Here is a 15030-nt window from a genome sequence, read left to right as displayed (position 1 = left end):
GGCTCAGGCCGGCAGCGGGCGGGTTACTAAGGGGGCGCTTGCAGTCGGCGCGCTCGGCAGGCGAGTCAGGCGCAAGGCGTTGAGCACTACAGTCAACGAGCTGAGGGACATGCCGATCGCCGCCCAGATCGGCGTGATCCAGCCGAGCGCGGCAAACGGCAGCATAAGGCCATTGTACAGCCCGGCCCACAGCAGGTTTTCGAGGATTACCCGACGGGTGCGCCGCGCCAGGGTAAAGGCCTGCACCAATGCGTCGAGTCGATTGGACAACAGCACGGCATCGGCGCTGGTTTTCGCCAGGTCCGTGGCCGAGCCCATTGCCACACTGATGTCGGCAGCGGCGAGCACCGGCACATCGTTGACGCCATCGCCAAGCATCAGCACCTTGCGGCCTTCCTTGTGCAACTGTTGCAGCACCTGCAGTTTGTCGTCGGGGCGCAGGCCGCCGTGGGCTTCGTCGATACCCAGTTCGCGGGCGACGCTGGCCACCATCGGCGAGCTGTCACCGGACAGCAGCAACGTGCGCCAACCGCGCGCTTTGCATGCCGCCAACAGGGCCGGCGCGTCGCTGCGCAGACGGTCATCCAGCACGAACCAGGCGAGTGCGCCGTCACGATCACCCAGCAGCAGCCACTGGCCCGCGTCGTCCGGCGAGGCGGGAGTTGGGCAACCACTCAATTGGCAGACAAACCCCGGTTGGCCGATACGCAGTTGGCGCTCACCCACACGGCCTTCCAGGCCCAGGCCGGGGAAACTCAGGACTTCTTCGGCGGCCAGCGGCGCACGGCCAAAAGCCCGCGCAATCGGGTGTTCGGAGCGGTTTTCCAGGGCGGCGGCGAGGCTCAGGCAGTCATCGCTGTTCAGCGTGCCCAAGGGATGGGTCGCACGTAACGCCAGGCGGCCTTCGGTGAGGGTGCCGGTCTTGTCGAAAATCACCGTGTCGATCTGGTTCAGGCCTTCCAGCACATGCCCGCGAGTCAGTAACAGCCCAAGTTTATGCAGCGTACCCGTGGCGGCGGTGAGGGCGGTTGGCGTGGCCAAAGAGAGCGCGCACGGGCAGGTCGCCACCAGCATCGCCAACACAATCCAGAACGCCCGCGAGGCGTCCAGTTCCCACCACAGCAGGCCGATCACCGCCGCGGCGATCAGCGAGCACAGCAGAAACCATTGCGCGGCACGGTCGGCGATTTGCGCCAGGCGCGGTTTTTCGGCCTGGGCACGCTCCAGCAGGCGCACGATGGCGGACAGCCGCGTGTCATGGCCCAGGGCGCGGACTTCAACGGTCAGCGCTCCTTCGACGTTGAGTGTGCCGGCCGTCACCACATCGCCCATGTGGCGTGGCTGCGGCAGGTATTCGCCGGTGAGCAGGGCTTCATCGATGCTTGACTGGCCGTCGAGGATGACGCCGTCTGCCGGCAGCACCGCGCCGGGGTGTACCAGCACGCGGTCACCCACGGCCAATTCGCTGAGCAGAATGCGTTCGCTCTGGCCGTCAGCTTTCAGGCGCAGGCACGAGGCGGGCAACAGGTTGACCAGTTGAGCGGTGGCGGCGGCCGTACGTTCCCGCGCTCGGCGCTCCAGGTAACGGCCGGCCAGCAGGAACAGCGCGAACATGCCCACCGCGTCGAAATACAGCTCGCCGACGCCGGTGATAGCGGTCCAGATGCCGGCCAGATACGCGCCGCCAATCGCCAGGGACACCGACACGTCCATCGTCAGGTGGCGCGTGCGCAGGTCGCGCAGCGCACCTTTGAAGAAGGGCGCGCAGCTGTAGAACACGATGGGCGTGGTCAGAAACATCGCCACCCAGCGCAGGATCACGTGCAGCTCCGGGCTCAGGTCGATATTGAATTCGGGCCAAGTGGCCATGGTTGCCATCATCGCCTGAAACCACAGCAACCCCGCCACCCCCAATTGGCGCAAGGCCAGACGGTTTTCGCCGGCCAACTGCTCGGCGGCGCGGTCAGCCTGATAAGGGTGGGCGGCGTAGCCGATATGGCGCAGCTCACTGAGCAGTTGGCTCAGCGGCAATTGCGCGTCGGCCCAGCGCACGTGCAGGCGGTGGTTGGACAGGTTCAGCCGCGCCTCGGCCACCGCAGGCAGGCTGCGCAGGTGTTTTTCGATCAGCCAGCCACAGGCCGCGCAGCTGATGCCTTCCATCAACAGGGTGGTTTCGGCGAGGTCACCGTCATGGCGCACAAAGGGTTTTTGCACGTCGGCGCGGTCGTACAGGGCCAACTCGTCCACCAATTGCACCGGCAGCGCTTCGGGGTTGGCCGAGGCATCGCTGCGGTGCTGGTAATAGCTTTCCAGCCCGCCGGCCACAATGGCTTCGGCCACCGCCTGACAGCCCGGGCAGCACAGTTCGCGGCGTTCGCCGAGGATCACGGCGGTGAACCGGCTGCCGGACGGGACGGGCAGGGCGCAGTGGTAGCAGGGGGTTGGGGGGCTCATGGGTTTAGATCTTAGTCGGCGGGGAGGGCCTCATCGCGGGCAAGCCCGGCTCCCACAGCAATGGGAGCCGGCTTGCCCGCGATGCGCGAAGCGCAGGCTTATTACTTCTTCAGGTCTTCAGCGCCCTGCAACGGCTCATCACCCAGCAGCAAGTCCTTGTCGTGGCTGACCTGTTCTTCTTCGAACAGGCGCCAGGTCCTGTCGCCCTCGACACCGAGCAATTCCACAAAGCGTCGGCCTTCGACCTTGTCGGTGACCTGGCCAATGTAGCGGCCCGGTTCACTGTCGCTGCGCGCCAGATTGATCTTGCGATCCTTCTCCGGCTGGGTCGGAGAAATCAGGTTCAGTTCCAGGGTGGTCGGGTTGCTGTTGCCGGTCAGGTGCAGGTCGACTTCACCGGTCAGTTCGTCCAGGTGCACCGCGGCGCGCAGTTGCAGGGTCTGGGCCAGCAGTTCGCGGTCCAGGGAACGGTTGATGCCTTTGCCGGCCTCGTAATAGTTGTCGTTGACCAGGTTGTCCGGGTTCTTCACCGCAATGGTCACCATGGACAAGGTCAAGGTCACCGAACAGGTCAGGATCCCAATGATGATCCACGGCCAGAGGTGCTTGTACCAAGGGCTTGCGGCAGTAGCTGCGGGCATTGTCGTGCTCTCTTGTTAACGAACTTGTGGGCCGATGAAACGGCTCTTGGCTTCAATGTGGACGCTGTCGTCATCGGCATCCCTGAGGATGAATGTCACCTCGTTGGTGCTCGACGGCAGTTGCTCGGGTGCGCTGGACAGCTCGACCGGCAGGCTGAGGATTTCCCCGGCCGCCACTTTGATTTCGCGTCGACCCTGCAGCTTGAGGTCCGGCAGGCCCGAGGCGTCGAGCACGTAGGTGTGGTCGCGCTGGTCCTTGTTCATGATCTTCAGACTGTAGACGTTTTCGATGCGGCCTTCGGCGTTTTCACGGAACAGCACACGGTCTTTGCTGACGTCGAAACCGACCAGCGAGCGCATGAAAAATGCACCGACCAACAGGCTGATCATTGCCAGCAATACCAGCGCGTAACCGATCAGGCGCGGGCGCAATTTATGGGTTTTCTGCCCCGACAGGTTGTGCTCGGTGGTGTAGCTGATCAGGCCGCGCGGGTACTCCATTTTGTCCATGATGTTGTCGCACGCGTCGATACACGCAGCGCAGCCGATGCATTCGATTTGCAGGCCGTCGCGGATATCGATTCCAGTGGGGCACACCTGCACGCACATCGTGCAATCGATGCAGTCGCCCAGGCCCTGGGCCTTGTAGTCGGTGCCTTTTTTACGCGGGCCACGCACTTCGCCACGGCGTGGGTCGTAGGAAACGATCAGGGTGTCCTTGTCGAACATCACGCTTTGAAAACGCGCGTACGGGCACATATAGATGCACACCTGTTCGCGCAGCCAGCCGGCATTGCCATAGGTGGCCAGGGTGAAAAAGCCGACCCAGAAGTACGACCAGCCGTCGGCCTGGCCGGTGAAGAAGTCGAACACCAGCTCGCGGATCGGCGAGAAGTAGCCAACGAACGTCATGCCGGTGACAAAGCCGATCAACAGCCACAGCGTGTGCTTGCTGAATTTGCGCAGGAACTTGTTGGCGCCCATCGGCGCCTTGTCGAGCTTGATGCGCTGGTTGCGGTCGCCTTCGGTGACCTTTTCACACCACATGAAGATCCAGGTCCACACGCTTTGCGGGCAGGTATAGCCACACCACACGCGACCGGCGTACACGGTGATAAAGAACAGGCCAAAGGCGGCCACGATCAGAATGCCCGACAGCAGAATGAAATCCTGTGGCCAGAAGGTCGCGCCAAAAATGAAGAATTTACGCTCCGGCAAGTTCCACCAAACCGCCTGATGCCCGCCCCAGTTCAGCCACACGGTGCCGAAGTACAGCAGGAACAAAACGGCGCCGCCCAGCATACGCAAGTTGCGGAACAAGCCGGTAAAGGCGCGGGTGTAGATTTTCTCTCGCGACGCATACAGGTCGACGGACTGACTGGCGTTTTTGGCAGGCGGGGTAACGTCATGTACCGGTATTTGGTTGCTCATCATTGCATCCCACGGCGGTGGAGATTTGCCTCGGCCAGTACGTGCCAACCGGGGTCAAAAATAGGCTCTTGCAGTGGCGTAATGATACGCCTGCGGCAGTGCTGCACGGGTGCGACCTTTGGTCGCGTTGGGGGAAATCAATTGATGGTGTAAGTGATCTGGATCAATTGACTTGTGAAGTATGGTCGGTTTTGGCTGTGTTGCAGATTTGCAGGCAGTCGAATGCGCTTCAAATGTGCGAGGGGGCTTGCCCCCGATTGCGGCATGTCAGTTGATCAACTGTCACTGAGGCACCGCTATCGGGGGCAAGCCCCCTCTCACCGTTTGCTTTTGTGTCTTACTGCTCTTCAGCTGGCTTGTCGCCATGGGACAGGCTGTAAACATAGGCCGCCAGCAAGTGCACCTTGTCATTGCCTTGCAGCAACTCCTGCGCTGGCATCTGGCCCTGACGGCCATAACGAATGGTCTGCTGCAGTTGCGCGAAGCTCGAACCGTAGATGAATGCACCCGGGTGCGTCAGGTCCGGCGCGCCCATCGCGGGCGTGCCTTTACCGGCAGGGCCATGGCAGGCCACGCAGTTGGCGGCGAAGAGTTTCGCGCCATTGGCCACATCGGCCTTGGCGCCTTCCGGCAGTTTGCGACCGTCGAGGTTGGTCACCACAAAGCCCGCCACGTCAGCCACGCCTTGCTCGCCAATGACTTCGGCCCAGGCCGGCATCACCGCGTGGCGGCCTTTCATGATGGTTTCCTTGATGGTCGCCGGCTCGCCGCCCCAACGCCAATCGGCGTCGGTCAGGTTGGGAAAGCCGTAGGCGCCCTTGGCGTCGGAACCGTGGCACACCGAGCAGTTGGAGGCGAACAGGCGGCCGCCCATCTTCAAGGCCTGCGGGTCCTTGGCAACCTCTTCAATCGGCATCGCGGCGAATTTGGCGAAGATCGGGCCGAACTTGGCCTCCGACCTGGCCATTTCCTTTTCCCATTCGTGCACGCCGGTCCAGCCGGTCTGGCCGTTGGCGAAGGGGGTTTGCTTGTCGTTGTCGAGGTAGTTGTAGCCCGGCAGCAGGCCTTTCCAATTGCCAAGGCCGGGGTACAACGCCAGGTAGCCGAGGGCGAAGATGATGGTGCCGACAAACAGCATGAACCACCATTTGGGCAGCGGGTTGTCGTATTCCTCGATGCCATCGAACGAGTGGCCGACGGTCTCGTCCGTCTGCTCGGTGCGCTGGCCCTTGCGGGTCGACAGCAGCAGCCAGGTCAGGGCGAAGATGGTACCCAGACTGAGGACTGTGACGTACAGACTCCAGAACGTAGTCATTCTTTGTTACTCCTAGACGCTTGCTCGACGTGCTTGATGGCTTCGGGGTCATCCGCAAAAGGCAACATGGTTGCGTCGTCAAACTCCGACTTGCGCCTGGGGCTGAACACCCACAGCGCCAGGCCGATAAAGGCCACCATCACCACAACGGTGCCCAGGCCACGAATCATCCCGATATCCATGCAGATCACCGTTTGCTTTTGATGATGGTGCCAAGGCCTTGCAGGTAGGCCACCAGTGCGTCCATTTCGGTCTTGCCCTTGACGGCTGCGGCTGCACCGGCGATGTCTTCATCGGTGTAGGGCACGCCCAGGGTGCGCAAGACTTCCATCTTCTTCGCGGTGTCCTTGCCGTCGAGCTTGTTTTCCACGAGGAACGGGTAGGCCGGCATTTTCGACTCCGGCACCACGTTGCGCGGGTTATACAAGTGCGCGCGGTGCCAGTCGTCCGAGTAACGTGCGCCGACGCGGGCCAGGTCCGGGCCGGTGCGCTTGGAGCCCCACAGGAACGGGTGGTCCCACACGCTTTCGCCGGCCACCGAGTAGTGACCGTAGCGTTCGGTTTCGGCGCGGAACGGGCGGATCATCTGCGAGTGGCAGCCCACGCAACCGTTGGCGATGTAGACGTCGCGGCCTTCCAGTTCAAGCGCGGTGCGCGGCTTCATGCCTTCGACCGGCTTGTTGGTCACGTCCTGGAAAAACAGCGGAACGATCTGGGTCAGGCCGCCGATACTCACGGCGATGACCATGAAGAAGGCCAGCAGGCCGATATTCTTTTCGACTACTTCATGCTTCATCAGTGAGCTCCCACAACGGCGATCTTGGCGGCGGCTTCAGCCTCTACAGGGTCGGAGGCACGCACGGTGCGCCAGACGTTGTAGGCCATCAACAGCATGCCGCTGGCAAAGAACGCACCGCCCAGGGCGCGGACGATGTAGCCCGGATGGCTGGCTTGCAGCGCTTCGACGAAGGAGTAGGTGAGCGTGCCGTCATCGTTGATCGCACGCCACATCAGGCCCTGGGTGATGCCGTTGACCCACATCGAGGCGATGTAGAGCACGGTGCCGATGGTGGCCAGCCAGAAGTGCGCGTTGATCAGCCCGACGCTGTGCATCTGCGCACGGCCAAACAGTTTGGGGATCATGTGATACAGCGCGCCGATGGAGATCATCGCCACCCAGCCCAACGCGCCGGCGTGGACGTGGCCGATGGTCCAGTCGGTGTAGTGGGACAGCGAGTTGACGGTCTTGATCGCCATCATCGGCCCTTCGAAGGTCGACATGCCGTAGAACGCCAGCGACACCACCAAAAAGCGCAGGATCGGGTCGGTGCGCAATTTATGCCAGGCGCCCGACAGGGTCATCATGCCGTTGATCATGCCGCCCCAGCTGGGGGCCAGCAGGATGATCGACATCGCCATGCCCAGCGACTGCGCCCAATCCGGCAGCGCGGTGTAGTGCAGGTGGTGCGGGCCGGCCCAGATGTACAGGGTGATCAGCGCCCAGAAGTGCACGATGGACAGGCGATAGGAGTAGATCGGACGCTCGGCCTGTTTGGGCACGAAGTAATACATCATCCCCAGGAAGCCGGTGGTGAGGAAGAACCCCACCGCGTTGTGGCCGTACCACCACTGGATCATCGCGTCCGTCGCCCCGGCGTAGGCCGAGTAGGACTTGAACCAGCTCACCGGCAAGGACGCGTGGTTGACGATGTGCAGCATCGCCGTGACCAGGATGAAGGCACCGTAGAACCAGTTACCCACATAAATGTGCTTGGTCTTGCGCTTGACGATGGTGCCGAAGAACACCACGGCGTAGGTCACCCAGACGATGGCCAGCAAAATGGCGATCGGCCATTCCAGCTCGGCGTATTCCTTGGTGGTGGTGTAGCCCAGCGGCAGGGTGATGATGGCGCCGAGGATCACGGCTTGCCAGCCCCAGAAGGTGAAGGCGGCGAGGCCGTCGGAGATCAGTCGCGTCTGGCAGGTTCGCTGCACGACATAGTAGGAGGTGGCAAACAATGCACATCCGCCGAAGGCGAAAATCACCAGGTTGGTGTGCAGCGGGCGCAGGCGGCCGAAGGTCGTCCATGGCAAACCGAAATTCAATTCCGGCCAAACCAGTTGCGAGGCGATGAACACCCCGAGCCCCATGCCAAGGATCCCCCAGACCACCGTCATGATGGCGAACTGGCGGACTACCTTATAGTTATAAGCAGTCGGACTGATTGCTGTGCTCATTCTAAGGTTCCACGGTTTAGGTTTTTTTATAGTTGAAATCGGCCGCAAGTATGGACAAACCGAGGGGCCATTGCAACGCAATGGCTGACCTGTATCAATGCGTTCCGGGCCAGATTCTGCGCCCTTTCCATGTTTGGCGTAAGGACAAAATCAGAAATCGAAAGCTGATCGAGTGGACAGGAATTTTTTCAGGTCGCAACGGCAGTCGCCTGATACGCCAAAACCGGTCACTGTTGGGCAAGCGTAGACCCGAATGGCAGCAGGGGAAAGTTGGGGTGGGCAGGGGTGCGACACTTGGTCGCTGAGAGAGGCAGGGCTGCCGCCCCAGGTTGGGGCGGCAGTCTACGGTTACTCGGTTGGGCTTTCTGGCGTTGCGCCATCAGCGTTATGGGACAAGCTGTACACATAGGCCGCGAGCAGGTGCACTTTGTCATTGCCTTGCAGCACGTCCTGCGCTGGCATCTGGCCCTGGCGGCCGTGGCGAATGGTCTGCTGCAGTTGCGCCAGGCTGGTGCCGTAGATGAAGCCGGCAGGCTCGGTCAGGTTCGGCGCGCCCATGGCTTCCATGCCGTGGCCTTGTGGGCCGTGGCAGGCGACGCAGGTGGTATTGAAGGCGGCTTGACCGGCCGCCAGATCGGCGGTGCTGTCGGCGGGTAATGGCAGCTTGGCCAGGTCGTGACGCACAAAGGCGGCGACGTTCTTCACACCCTCTTCGCCCAATATTTCACCCCAGGCCGGCATTGCCGCGTGGCGACCATTCAGGATGGTCGTCTTGATCGCTTCCGCCGAACCGCCCCAGCGCCAGAGGTTGTCTGCCAGGTTCGGGAAGCCATACGCGCCCTTGGCATCCGAGCCGTGGCACACCGCGCAGTTGGAGGCAAACAGGCGGCCGCCCATTTTCAGCGCCTGTGGGTCCTTGGCGACTTCTTCCACCGGCATCGCCGCGAATTTGGCGAAGATCGGCCCGAACTTGGCGTCGGCCTTGGCCATTTCCTTGTCCCATTCCTTGGCCTGGGTCCAGCCGCCTTCATAGCCCGGCAACACGCCTTTCCAGTTACCCAGGCCCGGGTAGAGGATCAGGTAGCCGACCGCAAACATCAGGGTGCCGGCGAACAGCATGAACCACCACTGCGGCAGCGGGTTGTCGTATTCCTCGATGCCGTCGAAGGCGTGGCCCATGGTCTGGTCGACGCTGCCCTTGGTTTCGCCCTTGCGGGTGCCGATCAATAGCCAGGTCAGGCCGATCAGGCTGCCGAGGGTCAATACGCAGATCCATGTACTCCAGAAGGTCGTCATGGGCGAGTGCTCCTTGTTGCAGGCTCTTCTTGAGCGTCGGATGGAGTAGGTTCATCGGCAAACGGCAGCAGGCGGGCCTGCTCGAATTCCGCGTTGCGCCGGTTGTTGAACACCCACAGCGACAGGCCGATAAAAGCGATGGCGACCACCAGCGTGCCAAGGCCGCGGATGGTGCCCGCATCGAATTCAAATCCCATGGCTCACCTCTTGCTCTTGATGGCAGTGCCGAGCACTTGCAGGTACGCAACCAGCGCGTCCATTTCGGTCTTGCCCTTGAGGCTGGCGACGGCGCCACTGATGTCGTCGTCTGTGTACGGCACGCCGAGGGTGCGCATCACTTTCAACTTGGTTTCGGTGTGGCTGCTGTCGACCGGCGCGGTGACCAGCCATGGGTAGGCCGGCATTTTTGACTCCGGCACCACGTTGCGCGGGTTGTACAGGTGCGCGCGGTGCCAGTCGTCCGAGTAGCGCGCGCCAACGCGGGCCAGGTCCGGCCCGGTGCGCTTGGAGCCCCACAGGAACGGGTGGTCCCACACGCTTTCGCCCGCCACCGAGTAGTGGCCGTAACGTTCGGTTTCGGCACGGAACGGGCGGATCATCTGCGAGTGGCACTGCACGCAGCCTTCGCGAATGTAAATGTCGCGCCCTTCCAGTTGCAGCGCGGTATAGGGCTTCATGCCTTCGACCGGCTTGTTGGTCACGTCCTGGAAGAACAGCGGGACGATCTGGGTCAGGCCGCCGATGCTCACGGCCAGCACCATCAGCAGCATCAGCAGGCCGACGTTCTTTTCAATCGTTTCGTGTTTCATCACTGACTCCTCAGGCCATTTGCGCGACAGGGGCGGCTTCGGCAGGTTGTGCCGAGCGCACGGTGCGCCACGTGTTGTAAGCCATCAGGAACATGCCGCTGAGGAACACTGCACCGCCCACCAGTCGCACGATGTAGCCAGGGTGACTGGCCACCAGGGTTTCGACGAAGGAGTAGGTCAAGGTGCCGTCTTCGTTGACCGCACGCCACATCAGGCCCTGGGCGATGCCGTTGACCCACATCGAGGCGATGTAGAGCACGGTGCCGATGGTGGCCAGCCAGAAGTGCGCGTTGATCAGGCCGAGGCTGTACATCTGCTCGCGGCCGAACACTTTGGGGATCATGTGGTACAGCGCGCCGATGGAAATCATCGCCACCCAGCCCAGCGCGCCGGCGTGTACGTGGCCGATGGTCCAGTCGGTGTAGTGGGAGAGGGCGTTGACCGTCTTGATGGCCATCATCGGGCCTTCGAAGGTCGACATGCCGTAGAACGCCAGCGACACCACCAAAAAGCGCAGGATCGGGTCGCTGCGCAACTTATGCCAGGCGCCCGACAGCGTCATCATGCCGTTGATCATGCCGCCCCAGCTTGGGGCCAGCAGTACCAGCGACATCACCATGCCCAGTGACTGCGCCCAATCCGGCAACGCGGTGTAGTGCAAGTGGTGCGGGCCGGCCCAGATGTACAGGGTGATCAGTGCCCAGAAGTGCACGATGGACAAGCGATACGAATACACCGGGCGCTCGGCTTGCTTGGGCACGAAGTAATACATCATCCCGAGGAAACCGGCGGTGAGGAAAAAGCCTACCGCGTTGTGCCCATACCACCACTGCACCATGGCATCCGTCGCACCGCCGTAGAGGGAGTAGGACTTGGTCAGGCTGACCGGGATTTCCAGGTTGTTGACGATGTGCAGGATGGCCACGGTGATGATGAACGCGCCGAAGAACCAGTTGCCGACGTAGATGTGCTTGGTGTTGCGCTTCATGATCGTGCCGAAGAACACGATCGCGTAGGCCACCCAGACGATGGTGATCAGAATGTCGATCGGCCATTCCAGCTCGGCGTATTCCTTGGAGCTGGTGTAGCCCAGCGGCAAGCTGATCGCGGCCAATAGAATTACGAGCTGCCAGCCCCAGAAGCAGAACGCGGCGATTTTCGGCGCGAACAGCTGTGTCTGGCAGGTGCGCTGCACCGAGTAGAAGGAGCTGGCGAACAGCGCGCAACCGCCGAAGGCAAAGATCACCGCGTTGGTGTGCAGCGGGCGCAAGCGGCCGAAGCTGGTCCAGGGCAAATCGAAGTTGAGTGCAGGCCAAACCAATTGGGCGGCGAGAAAAACCCCGAGCCCCATGCCGACGATGCCCCACACCACCGTCATAATGGTGAATTGGCGGACCACCTTGTAGTTATAGGCGGTACTTAAAGTAGTGTTCATGGTTCCCCATCCACGGTTCAACCCAAGCCAATGCGGCACTTGGGCTGGAGTTATAGGCAGACTAAAAAGCGAGGCAAGCATGGGCAAAGAGCACAAGGCCAGTATTGACGGGGATCAATGGGCGCAGTGTGTACGCGAGCGGGGCTGGTTGTGGGATGCGGCGACAGGCACCAGCACGCGTGCGCCGGTGACGCTGATCCTGGCCCACGGTGCCGGTGCGCCCATGGACTCGGGGTTTATGAACGACATGGCTGCACGCCTTGCCGGGCAGGGCGTGAACGTGTTGCGCTTTGAATTTCCCTACATGGCCCAGCGCCGCCTGGACGGCGGCAAACGTCCGCCGAATCCGGCGCCGAAACTATTGCAAGCCTGGCGCGAGGTGTATGCCGAGGTGCGACGCCATGTCGCTGGCCAACTGGCCGTTGGCGGCAAGTCCATGGGCGGGCGGATGGCCAGTTTGCTGGCAGATGAATTGGGGGCAGGCGGGTTGGTGTGCCTGGGTTATCCATTTTATGCGGTGGGCAAGCCGGAGAAACCACGCACTGAGCATCTGGCCGGTCTGAAGACGCCGACGTTGATTGTGCAGGGTGAGCGCGATGCGCTGGGCAATGGGGCGGCGGTGCAGGGGTATGCGTTGTCGCCGAGCATCGAGGTGATGTGGCTGGTGGCGGGGGATCATGATTTGAAGCCGTTGAAGGCTTCGGGGTTTAGCCATGAGCAGCATTTGGAGGCTGCGGCGGTGAAGGTCTCCGAGTTTCTCGGCGGCCTTTAGGGCCTCATCGCAGGCAAGCCAGCTCCCACATTTGACTGTATTCACAAATAGAAATGTGTGAACCCAATCCAATGTGGGAGCGGGCTTGCCCGCGATAGCGGTTTACCGGTTAAAACGCTCCACCAGCGAATACTGAGTATTCGCCGTATGCGTCAGCTCTTCACTCAACTGCGCCGAGTTCATCGCCTGCTCCGAGGTCTGATCCGCCAACAGCGCAATCGTGCTGATATTGCGGCTGATCTCTTCGGCCACGGCGCTTTGCTCTTCGGTGGCGGCGGCAATCTGCGTGGTCATGTCGGTGATGTTGGCCACCGCTTCACTGATGCCCACCAGCGCCTGATCCGCCTCCATCACGCGCGCCACACCTTCTTCGGCCTGGCGATGCCCGGCGTCCATGGTTTGCACGGCGGCAGCGGCGGTCTGCTGCAGTTTGGCGATCAGGGCGTGGATCTGACCGGTGGACTCGGCGGTACGCTGCGCCAGTTGACGCACTTCGTCAGCCACCACTGCAAAGCCACGGCCCATTTCGCCGGCACGGGCCGCTTCGATGGCGGCGTTCAATGCCAGCAGGTTGGTCTGGTCGGCGATGCCTTTGATCACGTCCACCACGCCGCCGATTTCATCACTGTCCTTGGCCAGCTGGGTGACGGTTACACCGGTTTCACCCACGGCGACCGACAGGCGCTGGATCGCTTCGCGGGTTTCCCCGGCGATGTCGCGACCGCGACCGGTCAGGCGGTTAGCTTCCTGGGTAGCGTCCGCCGTGCGCTGCACGTGGCTGGCCACTTCCTGGGTCGTTGCTGCCATCTGGTTGACGGCGGTGGCGACCTGCTCGGTTTCCACGCGCTGGCGTTCCAGGCCGCTGGAGCTGTTGTGCGCCAGGGTGTTGGACTGCGCCGCCTGGTCGTTGAGGTGCTCGGCCGTATCTTGCAAGCGAGTAAGGCACGTTTTCAGACGCGCTTCCTGGCTGAGAATCGACATCTCCAGCCGCGCTTGTGCGCCACGGCTGTCGGTGTACATCTGCGCGATCAGCGGGTCGGACGTGGTCTGCTCCGCCAGGCGCAGCAAACGCTTGAGGCCGCGCTGCTGCCAGCTCAGGCCCAGCAGGCCCAGCGGCACCGACAGCCCCGCCGCCAGGGCAAAGCCCCAGTGGGAGTTGAGCGACGCACCGATCATGAAGCTGAGCTGGCTGATCAGGATAAATGGCAGCCAGTCTTGCAGCACCGGCAGCCATTTGTCGCGCTGAGGCACGGCCGACTTGCCCTGGTTGATGCGTTGATAGAGCGCTTCGGCGCGGCGAATCTGCTCGGCGGTGGGCTTGATGCGCACCGATTCATAGCCGATCACCTGGTTGCCATCGAAGACCGGCGTTACATAGGCGTTAACCCAGTAGTGATCGCCGGTCTTGCAGCGGTTCTTGACGATGCCCATCCATGGCAAGCCTTGTTTGAGCGTGGACCACATGTGCGCGAACACGGCCGACGGCACATCCGGGTGACGCACCAGGTTGTGCGGGGCACGGATCAATTCGTCACGGGTGAACCCACTGATTTCGACGAAGGCGTCGTTGCAGTAGGTGATCACACCTTTGGCGTCTGTGGTGGAGATCAACCGTTGCTGAGCGGGGAAGGTACGTTCGCGCTGTGTAACGGGTTGGTTATTACGCATGATTGTTCAATCCGCAAGGCTTTGATGGGTTGTCGGCCGTTGCAGGCATTTATTTAACTTATTTTTTGCAACAATCAGCCGGCCAGCATCGGGTAGGTAAACAACCCGAAGTGAAGCAGATTCAAGCCAAAGTGCGTGGCAATCGCGGCGCCCAACCCGCCGAAGCGATACGCCAGGCCATAGCCGATGCCTGCAATACTCGCCAGCAGCACCCAATGCCAGCCCGCGCCGAGGTGCACCAGGCCGAACAGCAGCGAGGCCAGCAGCAGTGCCAGGTTTTCACCGTAGGGCAGGTGTTTGAAGCGGTGGCTCAGGCCGCCCTGGATATAGCCGCGAAACAGCGCCTCTTCCACCAGCGTCACCAGCAGCAGGTTGTTCAGGACCCACAGCCATGCCTGTTCCGGCCATTTGGGTGCCCAGTCGATCATTCCCAGCAATGTGGCGCCGCCCAGCGCAGCGACCGCCGTCAGGGTCAGTGCCAGGGCCGCGACGCAGATCGACAGGCGCAGCGTGCGACGCGCCACGATCCATGGGCAGGCCAGCAACAGCCAGAAGCCAATCAGTGGTTTGTCCTGGTTCAGGTACATCGAAAACGGTACCGAGTCAGGGGTAAAACGCTGCGGCGCGATACCGCGGCCGTTGTAGAAGCCCGGCAGCCAGTGCATCGCCAGACCCAGGGCCAGGACAATGAACAGGCCGTGGCCGAGGTAGCGCGCCCAAGGGCTGCGTTGCTGGCGCACGGCGTACCCGGCGATCAGCAGCATGGCCACCGACACGGCCGCCAGCGCGCCCAGTTGCCCGTAGGTCAGGGCCAGTCCGTAGCCAATCGAAAGAAGCACCAGGTACAGCCAGGGCAAAGCGATCATGTGAAATCCTTGGAAAAAACTGGCCGGCATTATAGCGACCGGCTTTCTGCGTCGGCATGAAAACTCTTCCACGCACGGCGCCTGGGTGAAGTGATTGCAAAACAG

Annotated in this window: 14 protein-coding genes; 1 reads left to right on the top strand and 13 read right to left on the bottom strand. The window is 62.0% G+C overall.

Features of this window, described 5'->3' with window-relative positions; all coding sequences use genetic code 11:
* Positions 1-3: 3 nt before the first annotated feature.
* From NTD89_RS14595 to ccoN (NTD89_RS14545), 11 genes are all read right to left on the bottom strand, one after another.
* Positions 4-2454 carry a heavy metal translocating P-type ATPase gene (locus tag NTD89_RS14595; RefSeq protein WP_262208360.1) on the bottom strand — a complete coding sequence of 817 codons (2451 nt, stop codon included), beginning with the start codon at positions 2452-2454 and terminating at the stop codon, positions 4-6.
* A 101-nt stretch (positions 2455-2555) separates the two neighbouring features.
* Positions 2556-3095, bottom strand: coding sequence for a FixH family protein (locus tag NTD89_RS14590; RefSeq protein WP_106576345.1), 540 nt, complete (start codon positions 3093-3095; stop codon positions 2556-2558).
* A gap of 15 nt (positions 3096-3110) precedes the next feature.
* Positions 3111-4526 (bottom strand): cytochrome c oxidase accessory protein CcoG, encoded by a 1416-nt coding sequence (ccoG, locus tag NTD89_RS14585; RefSeq protein ID WP_145159047.1) that lies wholly within the window; start codon positions 4524-4526, stop codon positions 3111-3113.
* A gap of 337 nt (positions 4527-4863) precedes the next feature.
* Positions 4864-5841 (bottom strand): cytochrome-c oxidase, cbb3-type subunit III, encoded by a 978-nt coding sequence (ccoP, locus tag NTD89_RS14580; RefSeq protein ID WP_242195823.1) that lies wholly within the window; start codon positions 5839-5841, stop codon positions 4864-4866.
* Positions 5838-6023, bottom strand: a complete 186-nt coding sequence (locus NTD89_RS14575; protein WP_003193169.1) for a CcoQ/FixQ family Cbb3-type cytochrome c oxidase assembly chaperone — start codon at positions 6021-6023, stop codon at positions 5838-5840. Before NTD89_RS14575 ends, ccoP (NTD89_RS14580) begins: the two co-directional genes overlap by 4 nt.
* 5 nt (positions 6024-6028) lie before the next feature.
* On the bottom strand, positions 6029-6637 hold the full coding sequence (ccoO, locus tag NTD89_RS14570; RefSeq protein WP_078738505.1) for a cytochrome-c oxidase, cbb3-type subunit II: 609 nt from the start codon (positions 6635-6637) through the stop codon (positions 6029-6031).
* The gene (gene ccoN / locus NTD89_RS14565; RefSeq protein WP_106576348.1) at positions 6637-8079 is read right to left on the bottom strand and encodes a cytochrome-c oxidase, cbb3-type subunit I; all 1443 of its coding nucleotides are present in this window, start codon (positions 8077-8079) and stop codon (positions 6637-6639) included. Before ccoN (NTD89_RS14565) ends, ccoO (NTD89_RS14570) begins: the two co-directional genes overlap by 1 nt.
* 348 nt (positions 8080-8427) lie before the next feature.
* A complete protein-coding gene (gene ccoP / locus NTD89_RS14560; protein WP_262208356.1) occupies positions 8428-9375 on the bottom strand; it encodes a cytochrome-c oxidase, cbb3-type subunit III in 948 nt (315 codons plus the stop codon).
* Positions 9372-9572, bottom strand: coding sequence for a cbb3-type cytochrome oxidase subunit 3 (locus NTD89_RS14555; RefSeq protein WP_106576350.1), 201 nt, complete (start codon positions 9570-9572; stop codon positions 9372-9374). The genes ccoP (NTD89_RS14560) and NTD89_RS14555 overlap by 4 nt, the downstream gene beginning before the upstream one ends.
* A 3-nt stretch (positions 9573-9575) precedes the next feature.
* Positions 9576-10184, bottom strand: a complete 609-nt coding sequence (gene ccoO, locus NTD89_RS14550; RefSeq protein WP_065909614.1) for a cytochrome-c oxidase, cbb3-type subunit II — start codon at positions 10182-10184, stop codon at positions 9576-9578.
* A gap of 10 nt (positions 10185-10194) precedes the next feature.
* A complete protein-coding gene (ccoN, locus tag NTD89_RS14545; RefSeq protein WP_242195813.1) occupies positions 10195-11619 on the bottom strand; it encodes a cytochrome-c oxidase, cbb3-type subunit I in 1425 nt (474 codons plus the stop codon).
* A 79-nt stretch (positions 11620-11698) separates the two neighbouring features.
* Between ccoN (NTD89_RS14545) and NTD89_RS14540 the strand changes: the two genes are divergently transcribed.
* The gene (locus tag NTD89_RS14540) at positions 11699-12391 is read left to right on the top strand and encodes an alpha/beta family hydrolase (protein ID WP_262208353.1); all 693 of its coding nucleotides are present in this window, start codon (positions 11699-11701) and stop codon (positions 12389-12391) included.
* A gap of 102 nt (positions 12392-12493) precedes the next feature.
* On the opposite strand, the gene NTD89_RS14535 is transcribed toward NTD89_RS14540, so the two are convergent.
* Positions 12494-14059, bottom strand: a complete 1566-nt coding sequence (locus NTD89_RS14535; RefSeq protein ID WP_145159037.1) for a methyl-accepting chemotaxis protein — start codon at positions 14057-14059, stop codon at positions 12494-12496.
* Between the two features lie 74 nt (positions 14060-14133).
* Positions 14134-14925, bottom strand: coding sequence for a CPBP family intramembrane glutamic endopeptidase (locus NTD89_RS14530; RefSeq protein WP_262208352.1), 792 nt, complete (start codon positions 14923-14925; stop codon positions 14134-14136).
* Positions 14926-15030 lie beyond the last annotated feature (105 nt).

Origin of the sequence: Pseudomonas sp. 14P_5.3_Bac1 (genome assembly GCF_025466135.1) — a bacterium.
Taxonomy (GTDB): Bacteria; Pseudomonadota; Gammaproteobacteria; order Pseudomonadales; family Pseudomonadaceae; genus Aquipseudomonas.
The sequence above is the reverse complement of the archived record's forward strand: the minus strand, read 5'-3'. Positions and strand labels throughout refer to the sequence as shown.

What these genes read in the sequence shown, in the direction of transcription:
- ccoO (WP_065909614.1), bottom strand. Translation starts at nt 10,184, where the DNA reads ATGAAACACGAAACGATTGAAAAGAACGTCGGCCTGCTGATGCTGCTG.
- ccoN (WP_242195813.1), bottom strand. Translation starts at nt 11,619, where the DNA reads ATGAACACTACTTTAAGTACCGCCTATAACTACAAGGTGGTCCGCCAA.
- ccoO (WP_078738505.1), bottom strand. Translation starts at nt 6,637, where the DNA reads ATGAAGCATGAAGTAGTCGAAAAGAATATCGGCCTGCTGGCCTTCTTC.
- ccoN (WP_106576348.1), bottom strand. Translation starts at nt 8,079, where the DNA reads ATGAGCACAGCAATCAGTCCGACTGCTTATAACTATAAGGTAGTCCGC.
- NTD89_RS14575 (WP_003193169.1), bottom strand. Translation starts at nt 6,023, where the DNA reads ATGGATATCGGGATGATTCGTGGCCTGGGCACCGTTGTGGTGATGGTG.
- ccoP (WP_242195823.1), bottom strand. Translation starts at nt 5,841, where the DNA reads ATGACTACGTTCTGGAGTCTGTACGTCACAGTCCTCAGTCTGGGTACC.
- NTD89_RS14540 (WP_262208353.1), top strand. Translation starts at nt 11,699, where the DNA reads ATGGGCAAAGAGCACAAGGCCAGTATTGACGGGGATCAATGGGCGCAG.
- ccoP (WP_262208356.1), bottom strand. Translation starts at nt 9,375, where the DNA reads ATGACGACCTTCTGGAGTACATGGATCTGCGTATTGACCCTCGGCAGC.
- ccoG (WP_145159047.1), bottom strand. Translation starts at nt 4,526, where the DNA reads ATGAGCAACCAAATACCGGTACATGACGTTACCCCGCCTGCCAAAAAC.
- NTD89_RS14535 (WP_145159037.1), bottom strand. Translation starts at nt 14,059, where the DNA reads ATGCGTAATAACCAACCCGTTACACAGCGCGAACGTACCTTCCCCGCT.
- NTD89_RS14595 (WP_262208360.1), bottom strand. Translation starts at nt 2,454, where the DNA reads ATGAGCCCCCCAACCCCCTGCTACCACTGCGCCCTGCCCGTCCCGTCC.
- NTD89_RS14530 (WP_262208352.1), bottom strand. Translation starts at nt 14,925, where the DNA reads ATGATCGCTTTGCCCTGGCTGTACCTGGTGCTTCTTTCGATTGGCTAC.
- NTD89_RS14555 (WP_106576350.1), bottom strand. Translation starts at nt 9,572, where the DNA reads ATGGGATTTGAATTCGATGCGGGCACCATCCGCGGCCTTGGCACGCTG.
- NTD89_RS14590 (WP_106576345.1), bottom strand. Translation starts at nt 3,095, where the DNA reads ATGCCCGCAGCTACTGCCGCAAGCCCTTGGTACAAGCACCTCTGGCCG.